The sequence below is a fragment of the Micromonospora purpureochromogenes genome (genome assembly GCF_900091515.1).
Classification (GTDB): domain Bacteria; phylum Actinomycetota; class Actinomycetes; order Mycobacteriales; family Micromonosporaceae; genus Micromonospora; species Micromonospora purpureochromogenes.
Genome location: NZ_LT607410.1, coordinates 2,549,094 through 2,567,031 on the forward strand (window position 1 = coordinate 2,549,094; position 17,938 = coordinate 2,567,031).

A 17,938-nucleotide genomic window follows, 5' to 3' on the forward strand; every position below is an offset into this window, starting at 1 on the left:
ACGGCATGAGCGCCAACGCCTCGGCCCCGGCCGGTCAGCTTCCCGACGCCGCCGGTCACTTCGGCCGCTTCGGCGGCCGGTTCGTGCCGGAGGCGCTGGTCGCGGCACTGGACGAGCTGGACGCCGCGTACCGCAAGGCGATGACGGACGAGGCGTTCCTCGCCGAGTTCGACGCCCTGCTGCGCGACTACGCCGGCACCCCGTCGCTGCTCTACTCCGCCGAGCGGTTCTCCGCGAAGGTGGGCGCCCGGGTGCTGCTCAAGCGGGAGGACCTCAACCACACCGGGGCGCACAAGGTGCGTAACGTGCTGGGTCAGGCGCTGCTCACCAGGCGGATGGGCAAGAAGCGGGTGATCGCCGAGACCGGCGCCGGCCAGCACGGCGTGGCCACCGCCACCGCCGCCGCCCTGTTCGACCTCGAGTGCGTGGTCTACATGGGCGAGGTCGACACCCAGCGGCAGGCGCTCAACCTGGCCCGGATGCGGATGCTCGGCGCCACCGTCGTCCCGGTCACCACCGGCTCGCGCACCCTCAAGGACGCGATGAACGAGGCCATGCGGGACTGGGTCGCCAACGTCGACGACACCCACTACCTGATCGGCACCGCCGCCGGCCCGCACCCGTTCCCGGAGATGGTCCGGGACTTCGTCCGGGGCATCGGCGAGGAGGCCCGCCAGCAGTGCCTCGACCTGACCGGCGCGCTGCCGGACGCGGTCGCCGCCTGCGTCGGCGGCGGCTCCAACGCGCTGGGCATCTTCCACGCCTTCGTCGGCGACACCGAAGTGCGGCTGTACGGCTTCGAGGCCGGCGGCGACGGGGTGGAGACCGGCCGGCACGCGGCCAGCATCACCGGCGGCACCTCGGGCGTGCTGCACGGCACCCGCACCTACGTGCTCCAGGACGCCGACGGCCAGACCATCGAGTCGCACTCGATCTCCGCCGGGCTGGACTACCCGGGCGTCGGGCCGGAGCACGCCTGGCTGCACGACAGCGGCCGGGCCACGTACGAGCCGGTGACCGACGCCGAGGCGATGGCCGCGTTCGAGCTGCTCTGCCGTACCGAGGGGATCATCCCGGCGATCGAGAGTTCGCACGCGCTGGCCGGCGCGCTGCGGATCGCTCCCCGGCTCACCGCCGAGCTCGGCCGGGAGCCGGTCATCGTGGTCAACCTGTCCGGTCGGGGTGACAAGGACGTGCACACCGCCGGCGAGTACTTCGGCATCCTCGACAAGGAGTGACAGCGTGAGTCGGATCGGGGTGGCCTTCGACAAGGCCCGCGCCGACGGGCGGGCCCTGCTGGTCGGCTGTATGCCGGCCGGCTTCCCGAGCGTCGAGGGCAGCATCGCCGCGATGACCGCCATGGTCGAGGCGGGCGTCGACGTCATCGAGGTGGAGATTCCGTACTCCGACCCGGTGATGGACGGGCCGGTGATCCAGAGGGCCAGCGACATCGCCCTGGCCGGCGGGGTCCGCACCGCGGACACCCTGCGGATCGTCGAGGCGGTCGCCGCCACCGGCGCCCCGGTGGTGACGATGACCTACTGGAACCCGATCGAGCAGTACGGCGTCGACGCGTTCGCCCGCGACCTCGCCGCCGCCGGCGGCACCGGCCTGATCACCCCGGACCTGATCCCCGACGAGGCCGGCGAGTGGCTGGCCGCCTCGGACGCCCACGGCCTGGACCGCACGTTCCTGGTCTCGCCGTCGTCCACCGACGCCCGGCTGAAGATGACCGTCGAGCACTGCCGGGGCTTCGTCTACGCCACCGCGATCATGGGGGTCACCGGCGCCCGGGCGCAGACCTCGGAGGCCGCGCCGGTCCTGGTCTCCCGGCTCCGCGAGGTCACCGACCTGCCGGTCGGCGTCGGCCTCGGCGTGGGCACCGGCGCCCAGGCCGCCACGGTGGCCGGGTACGCCGACGGCGTGATCGTGGGCAGCGCCCTGGTCCGCTGCGTGCTCGACGCCCCGGACCCGGCCGCCGGGCTGACCGCCCTGCGCACGCTCAGCGCCGAACTCGCCGAGGGCGTCCGCCACCCCGTCCGCTGACCCGCCCCGCCCCCGTCGCCACCCGCCCGCCCCGGCGTCCCCGCCGATTTGCGGCGGGTCGGGGTGTCCCGAAGCCGGAACACCCCGACACCCCGCGAACAGGAGTGCGCCGGAGGCCCAGGGTGGCGCCCTCGGATCAGGGAGTGGGCCGGACGGCCGACGCGCCACGCGGCGCGGGCGGCACGGGATCGCCCGCCCGCGACGGCGGGGTCGGGATCACCGTCGCCGGGTCGGGGCGCAGGTCGCGCAGCACCCCTGAGCGCCCGGCCCGGGCGTCGGCGACGGCGGCCCGGGTGACCGGGGTGACCTCCGCGGGCAGCCGGTCCGGCACCTGCCAGGAGAGCGTGCAGCCGGCCGGCGGAGTCTCGGCCGCGTCCCGGTGGGTACGCGCCCGGAACACGTGCACCAGCACGTCGGGCAGCGGGTCCGGCGTCGGCGGCCCGCCGCAGGGCGAGCGGCTCAGGTGGTAGAGGCCGACCAGATCGACGATCTCGACCGGGCACCCGGTCTCCCGAAGGACCTCGCCCGCCACCGCCGCGGTCGGGCAGCCCGGCCGGTGCAGCCGCCCACCGGGCAACGCCCACCGCCCGCCCCGGTCGCGCCGGCACAGCAGCACCCGACCGGCCTCGTCGGTCAGGACCGCGGCGACCGCCCAGGTGAGCGTGCTCATGGACACAGAGCGTACGGGCCGGCAAACCGGAAGTCAGCCGGCGCGCGAACCTCGCCGGACCGGGGTGCCGCGGATGCGGTCCGCAACGGTAGCCTTTGCAGCCGTGACCCTCGCCTCGTTGAGCCCCCAGGCGGCCCTGCCGAGCCCGACCACCGCGGTCTGGCATCTCGGGCCGGCGCCGATCCGGGCCTATGCGCTCTGCATCATCCTCGGCATCGTGCTGGCCTGCTGGGTCACCGAGCGCCGGCTGCGCCAGCGTGGCGTGGCCCCGGGCGCGGTGCTCGACATCGCGGTCTGGGCGGTGCCGGCCGGCATCGTCGGCGCCCGGATCTACCACGTGATCACCTCGCCGGAGAAGTACTTCGGCACCGGCGGGGACTGGCTCAAGGTGTTCTACATCCACGAGGGTGGGCTGGGCATCTGGGGCGCGGTCGCCGGTGGCGCGGTCGGCGCCTGGATCGCCGCCCGGCAGCTCGGCATCCCGTTCGCGGTGGTGGCCGACGCGCTCGCCCCCGGCCTGCCGCTGGCCCAGGCGGTCGGTCGGTTCGGCAACTGGTTCAACAACGAGCTCTACGGCGGCCGCACCACGCTGCCCTGGGGGCTGGAGATCCACAGGATGGACCCGGCCAACCCGGGCCAGGCGCAGCGCGATCCTGCCGGCCAGGCGGTCCTGGAGCCCGGGCTCTACCACCCGACGTTCCTGTACGAGGCGCTGTGGAACGTCGGCGTCGCCGCCCTGGTGTTCGCCCTCGACCGCCGGTTCAAGCTCGGCAAGGGTCGGGCCTTCGCGCTCTACGTGATGGGCTACACCGCCGGTCGGTTCTGGATCGAGCTGATGCGCACCGACGAGGCGAACCAGATCCTCGGCGTCCGGCTCAATGTCTGGACCGCCGCCGTGGTCTTCCTCGGCGCGCTGATCTACTTCCTCCGGGTCCGCGGCCCCCGCGAGTACCTGATCCCGGTGGGCGTGCCGGCCGCCGCAGTCCCGCCGGCCGGTGGGGACGTCTCCCAGGTCGACCTCTCCCGCACCGAGAACGGCCCCCGGGCCGTCGCTCCAGAGGGCTACCGGACGGTCAGCGAGGAGCAGTTCGAGGCGTACCGGGAGACCGGCGAGGTCCCCGACGAGCCCGCCGCCGCGACGACCACCGAGACCGACGACGAACCCCCGGCCGACGCCGACGACGAGGCCGAGCCCGTGGGCGACGGCGACGTCCCGGAGCGGGACGACCGGGCGGGCGCCGCCGGCGCCCGGCCCGCCGACCGGGACAGCTGAGCGGGGCGGGGATGCGCACCGCGGTGGTGGTCGGCGCCGGGCTCGGCGGGCTGGCGGTGGCCGGCACGCTGGCCCGCTCCGGCTGGCAGGTCACCCTGCTGGAACGGGCGGACCGGGTCCGTCCGGAAGCCACGGCCGTGGTGCTCTGGCCCAACGGGGTACGCGCGCTGCAGGCGCTCGGCCTCGGCGCGGGCCTGGACGCGATCGCGACCCCGCTGCCCGACGCCGGGGTGCGCCGGCCGGACGGGCACTGGCTGGTGCAGCCGCGCCCGACGCCGGCTGACCGGATGCCGGTGGTGGTGCACCGGGAGGACCTGCACGACGCGCTGATCGCCGGGCTCGGCGACCGGGTGGAGCTGCGCACCGGCGTGGCCGTGGACACCGTCCGGGTCCGCCCCGGCCAGCGGCCCGCGGTCGGCACCGCCGGGCAGCTGGTCGAGGCCGATCTGGTGGTCGCCGCCGACGGCACCGACAGCGCGGTACGCCGCCAGCTCGCTCCCTCCTCCGCGGTGATCAGCTCCGGCTGCGCGGCCTGGCGCGCGGTGATCCCCTGGTACCGGGCGCCCCGGCTGCCGGCCGACCAGCCGCTCGGCGGGGAGGTGCTGGGGGCGGGCTACCGCTTCGTGGCCGCCTCGCTGGGCGAGCGCGGCTCCTCCGGCGCCTCCCGCCGGGGCGGCATCTACTGGGTCGCCACCGCCGCCGGAGCGCCCCGGCCCGAGCCGCCGGAGACCCAGCTGGCCCTGCTCAAGCGCTGGTACGCCGGCTGGCCCGCGCCGATCGGCGAGCTGCTCGACGCCACCGAGCCGGCCGACCTGGTGCAGCAGGAGGTCCGCGAGCTGCGCCCACTGCCCCGGGCGTACGGCTTCCCGGCCGGCCCGGGTGGCGTGGTGCTGCTCGGCGACGCGGCGCACGCCATGCCACCCCACCTGGGGCAGGGGGCGTGCCTCGCCTTCGAGGACGCGGCCACCCTCTCCTCGCTGCTGCGCGAGTCCCGACTGCCCGACGCCGTGCAGGCGTACGACCGGTTGCGCCGTCCCCGCGCGGCGACGGTGGTCCGGCAGACCCGCCGGATGTCGGCGGTCCTCCAGGCCCGGGGCCGGCTGGCCCTGCGCGCCCGCGACGCCGCCCTCGGCACGATAAGCCCCCGCCTGCTCTCCAGCGCCGCCTCGTCGGCCGCCCAGTGGCGCCCCCCAACCCCCTGACTTACCCCCGAAACCCAAGTTGATCATGAAGTTAGCGGCGGGACACGCCGGAGTGGGCGCCGCTAACTTCATGATCAACGCGTGCGGCCGGGGGGCCGGGGGTCAGATGAGGGCGGTGGGTTCGGCGATGCAGGCGGTGCCGACGCGGCGGAAGCCGACCCGGAGGTAGACCCGGGCGATCTCCTCGCTGCCGGCGGAGAGGAAGACCAGGTCGGTGCCGGCGGTCAGCAGTTCGTGGGCGAGGGTGGCGGTGACCGCCGCGCCGAGGCCCCGGCGCCGGGCGGCCGGCAGGGTGGCCACCCCGGCGATCTCGGCCACGTCGTCGACCCGCATCGCCATCCCGCTGGCCAGCGCCCCGTCCTCGGGCGTGCCGGCCACCACCGACAGCCGGCGGCCGTCGGCGAGGCGGGTCCGCTCCTCGTCCAGCGCCGCCACGTCCAGTTCGGTGATCGCGGCGTCCCGCTCCGCCGGGCCCGCGTCGCCGCGGGCCGTGCCGGCGGCGGCGAAACCGACCGCGGCGACCGCGCGGCGGGCGGCCACGTCGGCGGCGAAGCCGGGCGCGTCCGGGTCCAGCACCCGCACCGGTACGTCGGTGAGGGTCGCCGGGTCGGGCAGAGCGGCCGGGTCGAGCACCATCAGCGGCGCCTCCAGCACGCTCAGCCCCGCCGCCCGGGCCATCGCGAGCAGGTCGGGCGTGGTCTCGTGCACCCACTCGAGGGCCTCGGGCAGGCCCAGCTCGCGCTGCCGCTCGCGGACGGCGGTCACGTCGGCCAGCGAGGGGGGCGTGGTGGCGTCGAGGCGGGGTCGGGCGTAGAACGGCCAGCCGACCCCTTCCCGTACGAAGAGCACGAGCGTGCCGTATTCCTCCCCGCGTGCGACGTCGCGCGGCACCGCGTCGTAGAAGCGTTCCAGCCGGGCGAGGAGTTCGCTGCGCAGGGGATCCACCGCGCGAGACTACCTGTCCCAGAGTCTGGAAGGTGTGATCAATCTGCACTGGCCTTGCGCGGGTCTCCCTAACGTAGACTCAATAAACCGCCAAGGGCCGACGTCGTCCCGACCATGATCCAACCTGAGTGACGACAGGAGACCCGGTGGCCTTTCCGTACCCTCACAGCCCGCAGTCGGCCCCGCCCGCGGCCGGTCTCTACGACCCCGCCAACGAGCACGACGCGTGCGGCGTGGCCTTCGTCGCAGACCTGCACGGCCGGCGCTCCCACGCGGTGGTGGCGGGCGGCCTCGGCGCGCTCTGCCGCCTGGACCATCGGGGTGCCCGGGGCGCGGAACACAACACCGGTGACGGCGCCGGGATCATGATCCAGGTCCCGGACGCCTTCCTGCGCGCGGTGGTCGACTTCCCGCTGCCGCCGGTCGGCCAGTACGCCACCGGCCTGGTCTTCCTCCCCGACGACGACGCGGCGGAGGCCCGCGCCCGGCAGGTGGTGGAGAAGTACGCCCTGGTGGAGGGGGCCGACCTGCTCGGCTGGCGGGACGTGCCGGTCGACCCGAGCGGGCTGGGCGAGACGGCGCTCGCGGCGATGCCCCGGATCCGTCAGCTCTTCCTGGCCGCGCACCGGCTCACCGACACCCCTGCCGGACCGGCCGGCTCGCCGCTGACCGGCCTCGACCTGGACCGGGTGGCGTTCTGCGTGCGCAAGCAGGCCGAGCGGGAGAGCGCCGAGCGGGGCGTGCCGGCCTACTTCCCGTCGCTGTCCTCGCGGACGATGACCTGGAAGGGCATGCTCACCCCGGACCAGCTGCCGGCGTACTTCCCGGAGCTGACCGACGAGCGGGTGGAGAGCGCGATCGCGCTGGTGCACTCCCGGTTCTCCACCAACACCTTCCCGTCCTGGCCGCTGGCCCACCCGTACCGGTTCATCGCGCACAACGGTGAGATCAACACCATCCGTGGCAACCGGAACTGGATGCAGGCCCGGGAGGCGCTGCTGCGCAGCCCCGAGATCCCCGGCAACATCCGGCGGATCTTCCCGGTCTGCACCCCGGGCGCCTCCGACTCGGCGAACTTCGACGAGGTCCTCGAACTGCTGCACCTGGCCGGGCGGAGCCTGCCGCACGCGGTGCTGATGATGATCCCGGAGGCCTGGGAGAACGACCACGACATGGACCACGGTCGGAGATCCTTCTACCGGTTCCACGCCAGCCTGATGGAGCCCTGGGACGGGCCCGCGTCGGTCGCCTTCACCGACGGCGAGATCGTCGGCGCGGTGCTGGACCGCAACGGGCTGCGCCCGGGCCGCTGGTGGCGGACCTCCGACGGCCTCGTCGTGCTCGGCAGCGAGGCGGGCGTGCTCGACCTCGACCCGGCCACCGTGGTCGCCAAGGGCCGGCTCCAGCCGGGCCGGATGTTCCTGGTCGACACCGTCAACGGGCGGATCGTGCAGGACGACGAGATCAAGGCCGAGCTGGCCGCCGCCCGGCCGTACGCCGAGTGGCTGCACGCCGGGCTGATCGACCTGACCGACCTGCCACCGCGCGAGCACATCGTCTACACCCACGACTCGGTACGCCGCCGCCAGCAGACCTTCGGCTACACCGAGGAGGAGCTGAAGATCCTGCTCGCGCCGATGGCCCGGCTCGGCGCGGAGCCGCTCGGCTCGATGGGCACCGACACCCCGATCTCCCCGCTGTCGACCCGGCCGCGGCTGCTCTACGACTACTTCCACCAGCTCTTCGCCCAGGTCACCAACCCACCGCTGGACGCCATCCGGGAGGAGCTGGTGACCAGCCTGTCGTCGACCGTCGGCCCGGAGGGCAACCTGCTCGACCCGGGCCCGGCGAGCTGCCGGCAGATCGTGCTGCCGCACCCGGTGATCGACAACGACGAGCTGGCCAAGATCCTCTCCATCGACGAGGACGGCGACCTGCCCGGCCTCAAGGCGGTCCGGGTCTCCGGGCTCTACCGGGTGCGCGACGGCGGCGCCGGCATCAAGGCGCGGCTGACCGAGATCTGCCGGCACGTCTCGGAGGCCATCGAGGACGGGGTGCGGATCCTGGTCCTGTCCGACCGGGACTCCAACGCCGACCTGGCGCCGATCCCGTCGCTGCTGCTCACCGCGGCGGTGCACCAGCACCTGGTCCGCGAGCAGACCCGTACCCAGGTGGCGCTGATCGTCGAGTCCGGCGACTGCCGGGAGGTGCACCACGCGGCCGTGCTGATCGGGTACGGCGCCGCGGCGGTCAACCCGTACCTGGCCTTCGAGTCGGTCGAGGACATGATCTCCACCGGAGCGCTGGTCGGCGTCGACCCGGCCAAGGCCGTGCGCAACTACGTCAAGGCGCTCGGCAAGGGCGTCCTGAAGATCATGTCGAAGATGGGCATCTCGACGGTGTCGTCGTACTGCGGGGCGCAGGTCTTCGAGGCGGTCGGGCTGCACACCCGGCTGGTGGAGCGCTACTTCCGCGGCACCCCCAGCACCATCAGCGGCATCGGGCTGAACGAGATCCACGCCGAGGTGGCCGCCCGGCACGCGCTGGCCTGGCCGGCGCCGGGCGTCCAGACCTCCGACCGGTTGGAGGTCGGCGGCGAGTACCAGTGGCGCCGCGAGGGTGAGCTGCACCTGTTCAACCCGGAGACGGTCTTCCTGCTCCAGCACGCCACCCGCAGCCGCCAGTACGACGTGTTCCGGCAGTACACCGCCAAGGTCGACGAGCTGGCCGCGCGGGCCGGCTCGCTGCGCGGGCTGTTCACCCTGCGTACCGGGGTTCGCCCGGCGGTGCCGATCGACGAGGTCGAGCCGGCCACCGAGATCGTCAAGCGGTTCGCCACCGGCGCCATGTCGTACGGGTCGATCTCGGCGGAGGCGCACGAGACCCTGGCGATCGCGATGAACCGGCTCGGTGGCAAGTCCAACACCGGCGAGGGCGGCGAGGACGTCGAGCGGCTGTACGACCCGGCCCGCCGCTCCGCGGTCAAGCAGATCGCCAGCGGTCGCTTCGGTGTGACCAGCGAATACCTGGTCAACGCCGACGACCTCCAGATCAAGATGGCGCAGGGCGCCAAGCCCGGCGAGGGCGGGCAGCTGCCCGGCAACAAGGTCTGGCCGTGGATCGCCCGTACCCGGCACGCCACCCCGGGTGTCGGCCTGATCTCCCCCCCGCCGCACCACGACATCTACTCCATCGAGGACCTTGCCCAGCTGGTGCACGACCTGAAGTGCGTCAACCCGGCCGCCCGGGTGCACGTCAAGCTGGTCAGCGAGGTCGGCGTGGGCACCGTCGCGGCCGGCGTCGCCAAGCTCAAGGCCGACGTCATCCTGATCTCCGGCCACGACGGCGGCACCGGCGCGTCCCCGCTGAACTCGCTCAAGCACGCCGGCACCCCGTGGGAGCTGGGCCTGGCCGAGGCGCAGCAGACGCTGCTGCTCAACAAGCTCCGCGACCGGGTCACCGTGCAGGTCGACGGCCAGCTCAAGACCGGCCGGGACGTGCTGGTCGCGGCGCTGCTCGGCGCCGAGGAGTTCGGCTTCGCCACCGCCCCGCTGATCGTCGAGGGCTGCGTGATGATGCGGGTCTGCCACCTGGACACCTGTCCGGTCGGGATCGCCACCCAGAACCCGGTGCTGCGCGAGCGGTTCACCGGCAAGCCGGAGTTCGTGGAGAACTTCTTCCTCTTCCTCGCCGAGGAGGTCCGCGGCTACCTCGCCGAGCTGGGCTTCCGCAGCATCGACGAGACGATCGGGCACGCCGAGCTGCTCGACGTCGCCCCGGCGGTGGACCACTGGAAGGCGCACGGGCTGGACCTGGGGCGCGTACTGCACCTGCCGGAGCTGCCGGCGGACGCCGCGCGGCGCGGCGTGCGGGCTCAGGACCACGGCCTGGAACTGGCCCTGGACAACGAGCTGATCGCCCTCGCCCAGCCGGCGCTGCGCGACGGCAGCCCGGTCCGGGTCGAGGTGGCGGTGCGCAACGAGCACCGCAGCGTCGGTGCGATGCTCGGCGGTGAGGTCACCCGCCGCTTCGGCGGCGCCGGCCTGCCCGACGACACGATCGAGTTCGTGCTGCGCGGCACCGCCGGGCAGTCCTTCGGCGCGTTCCTGCCGCGCGGGGTCACCCTGCGGCTGCACGGCGACGCCAACGACTACGTCGGCAAGGGACTCTCCGGCGGGCGGATCGTCGTCCGCCCGGACGCCGCCGCGCCGTTCGCCGACCCGGACGCCGCCGCCGGCGCCCGGGCCGAGGACCAGATCATCGCCGGCAACACCATCCTGTACGGGGCCACCGGCGGCGAGCTGTTCCTGCGCGGTCGGGTGGGGGAGCGGTTCGCGGTACGCAACTCCGGCGCGGTGGCCGTCGTCGAGGGCGTCGGCGACCACGGCTGCGAGTACATGACCGGCGGCACGGTGGTGGTGCTCGGCGAGACCGGGCGCAACTTCGCCGCCGGCATGTCCGGCGGGACCGCGTACGTGCACCGGCTGGACACCGACCGGGTCAACGCCGAACTGGTGGACCTGACGCCGCTGCGCGACGCCGAGCGCGACCTGCTGCACGAGCTGGTGCAGCGGCACGTCGCGGAGACCGACTCGGTCCTCGGCGCGGAGCTGCTCAAGCGCTGGCCGGAGGCGGTGGAGGAGTTCACCGCGGTGGTCCCCCGGGACTACCGCCGGGTGATGGAGATCATGCGGGCCGCCGAAGCCGCCGGCCGTGACGTCGACGACGCGGTCATGTCTGCGCTGACCGCGCCGGTGCCGCCCGCCCCGCGGGTGGCGGCCCAGGAGGTGGCTCGTGCCTGACCCGAACGGTTTCCTGCGCTACGACCGGCGGCTGCCGGCGCGCCGCCCGGTGCCGGTGCGGATCAGCGACTGGCGCGAGGTCTACCCGCCGGCCGGCGAGGAGCTGATCCGCGAGCAGGCCACCCGGTGCATGGACTGCGGCATCCCGTTCTGCCACGACGGCTGCCCGCTGGGCAACCGCATCCCGGACTGGAACGACCTGGTCCGTACCGGCAACTGGGACGCCGCGGTGGAGTCGCTGCACGCCACCAACAACTTCCCGGAGTTCACCGGCCGGCTCTGCCCGGCGCCCTGCGAGGCCGCCTGCGTGCTCGGCATCGGCGGCGGGCAGCCGGTCACCATCAAGCAGGTCGAGGTGGAGATCGCCGACGCGGCGGTGGCCCGGGGCGGGCTGCGTCCCCGCCCGGTGCCGGCGCCGACCGGCCGGTCGGTCGCCGTGGTCGGCTCCGGCCCCGCCGGCCTCGCCGCCGCGCAGCAGCTCGCCCGCGCCGGTCACGCGGTGACCGTGTACGAGCGCGACGACGCGATCGGTGGCCTGCTCCGGTACGGCATCCCCGACTTCAAGCTGGAGAAGCTGCACATCGACCGGCGGCTGGCCCAGCTGGCCGCCGAGGGCGTCCAGTTCCGCACCGGCGTGGACGTCGGCGTGGACGTCACCGCCGAGCAGTTGCGCGCCGAGCACGACGCGGTGCTGCTGGCCTGCGGCGCGCTCCAGGGCCGGGACACCCCGGAGACCCCCGGGCGGCAGCTGCGCGGCGTGCACCAGGCGATGGCGCACCTGGTCGCCGCCAACCGCGCAGTCGCCGAGGCGGCTGCCGGCCGGCCCAGCGTCGCGGCGGCCGGCGACGGGCGACGGGCCCTCGCCGTGCTGCCCGACGGCACCCCGATCGACGCCGCCGGCAAGCACGTCGTGATCATCGGCGGTGGTGACACCGCCGCGGACTGCCTCGGGGTGGCCCACCGGCAGGGCACCGCCGGCGTGCACCAGCTCGACCTCTACCCGGAGCCCCCGCAGACCCGGGACGCCGCCCGCGACCCGTGGCCGACCTGGCCGTGGGTGCTGCGCAACTACCCGGCGCACGAGGAGGGCGGCGAGCGGGTCTTCGCCGTCGCGGTGCAGGAGTTCGTCGACGACGGCACCGGCCAGGTCAAGGGCGTGCGGATCGCCGAGGTCAGCGTCGAGAAGCGGGACGGCCGGCGGATCGTCAACCCGCTGCCCGGCTCCGAGCGCGAGCTTCCGGCCGACCTGGTGCTGCTCGCCATCGGCTTCGAGGGCACCGAGCAGCAGCCGCTGCTGGAGCAGTTCGGGGTGCGCCGCAACGCCCGGGGCGCGGTCGACGCCGGAACCGACTGGCAGACCGACGCCGACGGCGTCTTCGTCGCCGGTGACATGCACCGGGGCGCCTCGCTGATCGTCTGGGCCATCGCCGAAGGGCGGGCCGCCGCCGCGGCGATCCACGCGTACCTCGGCGGGGTCGGCGAGCTGCCGGCCCCGGTGGACCCGGCGCGGCAGCCGCTCGCCGCCCGCTGACGACCCCGGCGGCAATCCCGCCGCACCGACACCCCGGTCCGGACGTGCCCGTCCCGACCGGGGTGTCCGTCGTCGGCGTCCGGTCCGTCCCGGGGCCTGCCGGGCTGGCGGGGCGTGCCCCACCCCGGCGCCGTCGACCCGGTGAGTCCGCTCACGAAAGCCGGAAATCGGTTTGGCGCGCGGCAGACTTGGCCGCTGCCGAACCCGCCGTGGGTTCGGCTTCGTCATGTCGTCGTCAGGACGGGGAGGCCCTCGTGGCCCTCGGAAGCACGTTCGCCGCACTGCGTCACCGCAACTACCGGATCTGGGCCGGTGCCGGCTTCGTCTCGGTGATCGGGACCTGGATGCAGGTGCTCGGCGTCAACTGGTACGTGCTCGAGCAGACCCACTCGGCGACCTCGATGGGCCTGGCCGTCCTGCTCCAGGCCCTGCCGACGCTGCTGCTCAGCGTGTGGGGCGGGGCGCTGGCCGACCGGCTGCGGGCGAAGCCGCTGCTGATCGCCGCCCAGGCGGTACACGCACTGCTCGCCGCGGGGCTGGCGGTGGTCGCCGTCACCGGCGTCGGCGGCCTCCCGGCGATCTACGCGATCGCGCTGGTCACCGGGGCGGTGTCGGCGATCGAGGGGCCGGTGTCGGGCCGCTGGTCCTCGACGCTGGTCGACCGGAAGGACCTGGGCAACGCCCTCGCGCTCGGCTCGCTGACCAACTCCGCCGGCCGCATTCTCGGCATGAGCGCCGGCGCCGTCGTGGTCGCCGCCGTCGGCCCCGCACTGCTCTTCGCCGTCAACGCGGCCAGCTTCGTCGCGGTGGTCGGCGCCCTGCTCGCCGTACGCGATCAGGAGCGGCACACCGCCGAGCCGGCGGCGGCCGACGCGGCGCCGGTGGACGGCGGCATCCTTGCCGGTTTCCGCTACCTGCTGCGCCAGCCGGTGGTGCTGGTCGCGTTGGCGCTGTCGTTCGTGCTGGGCAGCCTGGGCCGCAACTACCAGGTGACCATGGCGGCGATGAGTGACGGCCCGCTGCGCGCCGGGGCGTCGGGCTACGGCGTGCTCTCCACCGTCTTCGCGGTCGGTACGGTGCTGGGCGCGCTGGTGGCGGCCCGCCGCCGCGAGCTGGGCTACGGGCTGCTGATCTGCGCCGGCCTGCTGGCCAGCGTGTTGCAGATCGCCGCCGGGCTGGCTCCCGGCACGGTCAGCTTCGCCGCGGTGATCCTCCCGGTGGCCGCGGCGGCGGTGGTCATCGACACCACGGTCGGCGCCCGCGCCCAGCTCGACACCGACTACGCCATGCGCGGTCGGGTGCTGGCCGCCCTGGCGGTCACCGGCTCGGTCTCCGTGGCGGTCGGCGCGCCCCTGCTCGGTTGGCTCTCCGAGCACGCCGGCCCCCGGCAGACCCTGGTGCTGGCCGGCGCGGTGACCGCCGTCGCCACGGCCGCCGCGGGCGTCGCCCTCGACGGGCTGCGCGACCACCGGCTGCGTCGCCGGGTCACCCTGGTGCTGGCCGCGCCCGTGGTGCGCCGTCCGGCCCGCCGGGTCGCCGCCATCGCCACCCGCGTCGTCCGGCCCGCGACCCCGCCCGCCACCCGGCCCGTCGCGACCGCCCGCCCGGCCGCGACGCCCCGCCCGGCGGGGAGCCCGCCGCCCGGCTGGTACCCGGCGGCGGTGCGCCGGCCGGGGGCGGGGCGGCTGCCGTCCAGTCAACTGGTCCGGGCCGCGGCCGACTGCGCCGGCGGGGCGCCGGCCCGGTCCGGCCGTCGTCCCCGGTTGGCCGGCGGCGCGGCCCTGATCGAGGTGCCCCCGGGCGACTGCCTGCCCTGAGGCGGCTCGACGCCGGGGCAGGGCATGGGCGGAAGCGCTGTCGGTGTCGGCTGCACACCTGCCTCGGGCCAGGCCGCCGACCCGGCTGCGCCCGGACCTCACCCGGTGCGACCCCGAGCGGTGTCCGGACGCTACGGACCTGATGTCGTAGACGATTCGCCGGTGGCGATGTCCTCCGGTGGCCGCGTGGCCGTTCCTGGTGGCCTCACCGGGCGTGACCGGCTGCGGGTGAGCGAGGTCATGAGGTTCGCCGGTGGATCAGGCGTCCACGGGACCGGGCGGCGCGAAGATCATCGTTACGATCCGGCCATGGATACCGAGGAGCGGCTGCGGCGGATCCGCCGGTGGCTGTGGATCGTGCTGGTGGGTCTCTTCCTCAGTGGAGCGACCGCGTTCCCGCTGGAGATCGAGGTGCGCTGGCTGCTGCGCGCGCTCGATCCGCTCGCCGACGACCTGCCGGCGCTGGTCGGCTGGATCGAGCGGGTGCACACCGGGCTGGTGGAGACCGGCGACCGCTACCCGTTCATGCTCTACGGCACCGACTGGCTCGCCTTCGCCCACCTGGTGCTGGCGGTGGCCTTCTGGGGACCGCTGCGGGATCCGGTGCGCAACGTCTGGGTGGTGCAGCTCGGCATGATCGCCTGCGCCGGGATCGTGCCGCTGGCGCTGATCTGCGGGCCGATCCGGGACATCCCGTGGTTCTGGACGCTGGTCGACCTCTCCTTCGCGGTCGGCGCCTTCCCACCGCTCTGGTTCGCCTACCGGCACATCCGGGCGATCGAGGCCGCCGGCGTGCCGGCCGCGCCGCCGCTGTCGACGCCGGCGGCCTGACACCCCTCCGGGCGGCGTGAGTCGTTCACGTCATCAGGTCGGTAGCGTCTCGGGGCGGTCTGCGCTCCAGGTGGTCTTCGCGTTGAGCGGCGTCCGCGCCGACCGGCGGCCCTGCCGAGCGATGCCCGCCCCGGCGTTTCGGGCGAGCTGTTCCCGCCCGGCGGGCGTCGCCGCCGGGACGGCGCACCGGCCGGGCACCCGGCCCCCGGAAGGGGAGCGGGCACCCGGCCGGGCCGGGGGGTCAGTGCTGCAGGAGCTGGTGCGCCTCGCGGATCTTCGTCCACGACTTCGGCTGCTCGGGCGTGGCCACCGCCGTCGCGCGGGCGGCCGTGGCCAGTTCCGGACGGCCGGCGGTGAACAGCCAGGTGGTGAAGAACTCGTCCAGTTCCAGCCCGGAGATCCGCTCCGCGAGTGCCTGGAACTGCGCCACGGAGCCGTTGCCGTACCGGTGCTCGGCGGTCCAGGCCGGCAGGATCTCGAAGAACGCCTCGTCGCCGACGGCCAGCCGGAGCTGGTGCAGCGCCATCGCGCCCCGGTCGTAGACCGCGTCGTCGAAGACCCGGTCGGCGCCCGGGTCGCCCGGCAGCACCTGCCAGAACTCGGCGTCCTCGGGATAGGCGGCGTAGGTGAAGTCGAAGAGTTCCTGCGCGGTGCCCTCGCCCTGCCCCTCCGACCAGAGCCACTCGGCGTACGAGGCGAAGCCCTCGTTGAGCCAGATGCCCCGCCACTGCGCGACGGACACCGAGTCGCCGAACCACTGGTGGGCGTTCTCGTGCACCACCACGTAGGTGTTCGCGCCGCGGCGCCAGAAGCTCGGCCCGTACACCGGGCGGGTCTGCGTCTCCAGCGCGAAGCCGATGCCGTCGATCGGCCCGGCGACGCCGCCCTGGGCCTCGAACGGGTACGGCCCGAAGAGGCCGCTCTCCCAGTCGACGATCTCGGCCGTCCGCTCGATGCTGGCCCGCGCGGCCGGCCCGCGCTCACCCAGCGTGGCGCTGTACGCGTTGATCACCGGCTGCCCGTTCGGCGCGGCGTCGGTGACGATGTCGTACTGGCCGATCGCCAGGAACGCCAGGTAGGTGGCGGCCGGCCTGGTGCTGCGCCAGCCCCACCGCATCCGGTTGCCGGGCTCGGCCAGCGGGGGGCGCGGCTGCACGCCGTTGCTGATCACCTCGATCCCGGCGGGCACCGACACCGAGATGTCGAAGGTGGCCTTGTCCAGCGGATGGTCGTTGGCCGGGAACCACCACCAGGCCGACTCGGGCTCGTTGACCGCCAACGCGCCGTCGTCCGTGCGGGTCCAGCCGGTGTAGCCGCCGACCAGGGTCTCCGACGGCACGCCGGAGTACCTGACCACGATGGTCAGCAGTTGACCCTTCACGATCGCGCGTGGCGCGGTGACCACCAGCTCGTGGGTGCCCTCGCGGGTGTACGCGGCGGACCAGCCGTTGACCCGGACGGACTCCACGTCGAGCAGGAAGTCGAGGTTGAAGCGGGACAGGTCCTGGGTGGCCGTCGCCAGGATGGTGGTGGTGCCGGTGAGTCGGTCGGTGGCCGGCTCGTAGCGCAGGCGGACGTCGTAGTGGCTGACGTCGTACCCGCCGTTGCCGTAGTCGGGGAAGTAGCTGTCGCCCAGGCCCGGGCTGCCGGGCGCCGGTGCGGCGGCGACCGGGACCGGCCGGCCCCAACCCGGTAGGGCGGCCTGGCCGGGGGTGCCGGTCACCAGGGTGCCGGCGGTGGTGACGGTCAGGGCGGCGATGGCCGCCGTGAAAACACGTCGCACGAGGTGGACTCCCTCCGTCGGGGTGTTCGCAGGACGAACCTAATCGACGTTTGTGAACGTGTCCGCCCCGGCGGTGTTCAGTTGATCTAAATATTTCGATAGTATTACCGACTAGTAACAAGACCCACACCCCTGGCCAGCGCGCGGTCACGAGGATCCCACCACCCCTGCTCCGTGGAGGTCCCTGATGCCCCACCGCGCCCTGGCCCGCGCCGTCACCGCGCTGGTCGCCCTGCTCGCCACCGTCCTCGGCGTCGTGCTCGTCCCCGGCACCGCCCAGGCGGCCACCGTCAACTACGTCGCCCTCGGCGACTCCTACTCCTCCGGGGTCGGCGCCGGCCCGTACGACCTGTCCACCTGCCTGCGCAGCGAGAAGTCGTACGCCCCGCTCTGGGCCGCCGCCAACGCGGTGACCAGCTTCCGGTTCCCGGCCTGCGGCGGCGCGGTCACCGCCGACGTGATCAACAGCCAGGTCAACTCGCTGAGCACCAGCACCACGCTGGTCACCGTCACCATCGGCGGCAACGACGCCGGCTTCGCCGACGTGATCACCAGCTGCCGGTTCGGCAGCACCACCAGTTGCGTGAACGCGGTCAACGAATCCAAGAGCTTCGCGACCTCGACGCTGCCCGGCCGGCTCGACGCCACCTACGCCGCCATCCGCAACCGGGCCCCCAACGCCCGGCTCGTGGTCCTCGGCTACCCGCGGCTGTTCGAGACCAACTACTGCGGGCTGCTGGCCATGAGCACGTACAAGCGCACCCTCCTCAACGAGGCCGCCGACCTGCTCGCCACGGTCATCGCCGACCGGGCCCGCGCGGCCGGCGCCACCTTCGCCGATGCCCGTCCCTTCTTCGCCGGTCACGGGGTCTGCGCCGCCGACCCGTGGATCCGGGACGTCTCCGGGGTCATCGAGGCGTACCACCCGAACGCCGCCGGCTACCGGTACGGCTACCTGCCGGCGCTGAACGCGGTGCTCGGCTGACCGACGCGCCCCGGCGGCCGGCGGTCCCGTACCCGGGCCACCGGCCGCCGTTG

The 17,938-nt window shown here is 74.3% G+C and carries 12 protein-coding genes; 9 read left to right on the top strand and 3 right to left on the bottom strand.

What is annotated here, in order from left to right; all coding sequences use genetic code 11:
- Positions 1–5 precede the first annotated feature (5 nt).
- Both trpB and trpA read left to right on the top strand, forming a co-directional pair.
- Entirely contained in the window at positions 6–1,238 is a 1,233-nt protein-coding gene (gene trpB, locus GA0074696_RS11930) for a tryptophan synthase subunit beta (protein ID WP_088961168.1), read from the top strand.
- Between the two features lie 4 nt (positions 1,239–1,242).
- Positions 1,243–2,046: a tryptophan synthase subunit alpha gene (gene trpA / locus GA0074696_RS11935; RefSeq protein WP_088961169.1), complete on the top strand. Its 804-nt coding sequence runs from the start codon at positions 1,243–1,245 to the stop codon at positions 2,044–2,046.
- A gap of 136 nt (positions 2,047–2,182) precedes the next feature.
- Here trpA and GA0074696_RS11940 read toward each other — a convergent pair whose 3' ends face one another.
- Positions 2,183–2,716, bottom strand: a complete 534-nt coding sequence (locus GA0074696_RS11940; RefSeq protein WP_088961170.1) for an NUDIX hydrolase — start codon at positions 2,714–2,716, stop codon at positions 2,183–2,185.
- 103 nt (positions 2,717–2,819) lie between these two features.
- Here GA0074696_RS11940 and lgt point away from each other — a divergent pair, with 103 nt between their 5' ends.
- Entirely contained in the window at positions 2,820–3,989 is a 1,170-nt protein-coding gene (gene lgt, locus GA0074696_RS11945; RefSeq protein ID WP_088961171.1) for a prolipoprotein diacylglyceryl transferase, read from the top strand.
- An 11-nt stretch (positions 3,990–4,000) separates the two neighbouring features.
- Entirely contained in the window at positions 4,001–5,191 is a 1,191-nt protein-coding gene (locus tag GA0074696_RS11950; protein ID WP_088961172.1) for an FAD-dependent oxidoreductase, read from the top strand.
- Between the two features lie 102 nt (positions 5,192–5,293).
- Here the strand turns inward: GA0074696_RS11950 and GA0074696_RS11955 are convergent, their stop codons facing one another.
- Positions 5,294–6,136, bottom strand: a complete 843-nt coding sequence (locus GA0074696_RS11955; RefSeq protein ID WP_088961173.1) for a GNAT family N-acetyltransferase — start codon at positions 6,134–6,136, stop codon at positions 5,294–5,296.
- Positions 6,137–6,282: 146 nt separating this feature from the next.
- Here GA0074696_RS11955 and gltB point away from each other — a divergent pair, with 146 nt between their 5' ends.
- The 4 genes from gltB to GA0074696_RS11975 all read left to right on the top strand — a co-directional run bounded on the left by gltB (position 6,283) and on the right by GA0074696_RS11975 (position 15,117).
- The gene (gltB, locus tag GA0074696_RS11960) at positions 6,283–10,938 is read left to right on the top strand and encodes a glutamate synthase large subunit (RefSeq protein WP_088961174.1); all 4,656 of its coding nucleotides are present in this window, start codon (positions 6,283–6,285) and stop codon (positions 10,936–10,938) included.
- Positions 10,931–12,469 carry a glutamate synthase subunit beta gene (locus GA0074696_RS11965; RefSeq protein ID WP_088961175.1) on the top strand — a complete coding sequence of 513 codons (1,539 nt, stop codon included), beginning with the start codon at positions 10,931–10,933 and terminating at the stop codon, positions 12,467–12,469. Before gltB ends, GA0074696_RS11965 begins: the two co-directional genes overlap by 8 nt.
- A 254-nt stretch (positions 12,470–12,723) precedes the next feature.
- Positions 12,724–14,286 (top strand): MFS transporter, encoded by a 1,563-nt coding sequence (locus GA0074696_RS11970; RefSeq protein WP_088961176.1) that lies wholly within the window; start codon positions 12,724–12,726, stop codon positions 14,284–14,286.
- Between the two features lie 309 nt (positions 14,287–14,595).
- Positions 14,596–15,117, top strand: coding sequence for a hypothetical protein (locus GA0074696_RS11975; RefSeq protein ID WP_088961177.1), 522 nt, complete (start codon positions 14,596–14,598; stop codon positions 15,115–15,117).
- Positions 15,118–15,358: 241 nt separating this feature from the next.
- Here the strand turns inward: GA0074696_RS11975 and GA0074696_RS11980 are convergent, their stop codons facing one another.
- Positions 15,359–16,900, bottom strand: a complete 1,542-nt coding sequence (locus GA0074696_RS11980) for a M1 family metallopeptidase (RefSeq protein WP_088961178.1) — start codon at positions 16,898–16,900, stop codon at positions 15,359–15,361.
- A gap of 187 nt (positions 16,901–17,087) precedes the next feature.
- On the opposite strand from GA0074696_RS11980, the gene GA0074696_RS11985 reads away from it, so the two are divergent.
- Entirely contained in the window at positions 17,088–17,885 is a 798-nt protein-coding gene (locus tag GA0074696_RS11985; RefSeq protein ID WP_088961179.1) for an SGNH/GDSL hydrolase family protein, read from the top strand.
- Positions 17,886–17,938 lie beyond the last annotated feature (53 nt).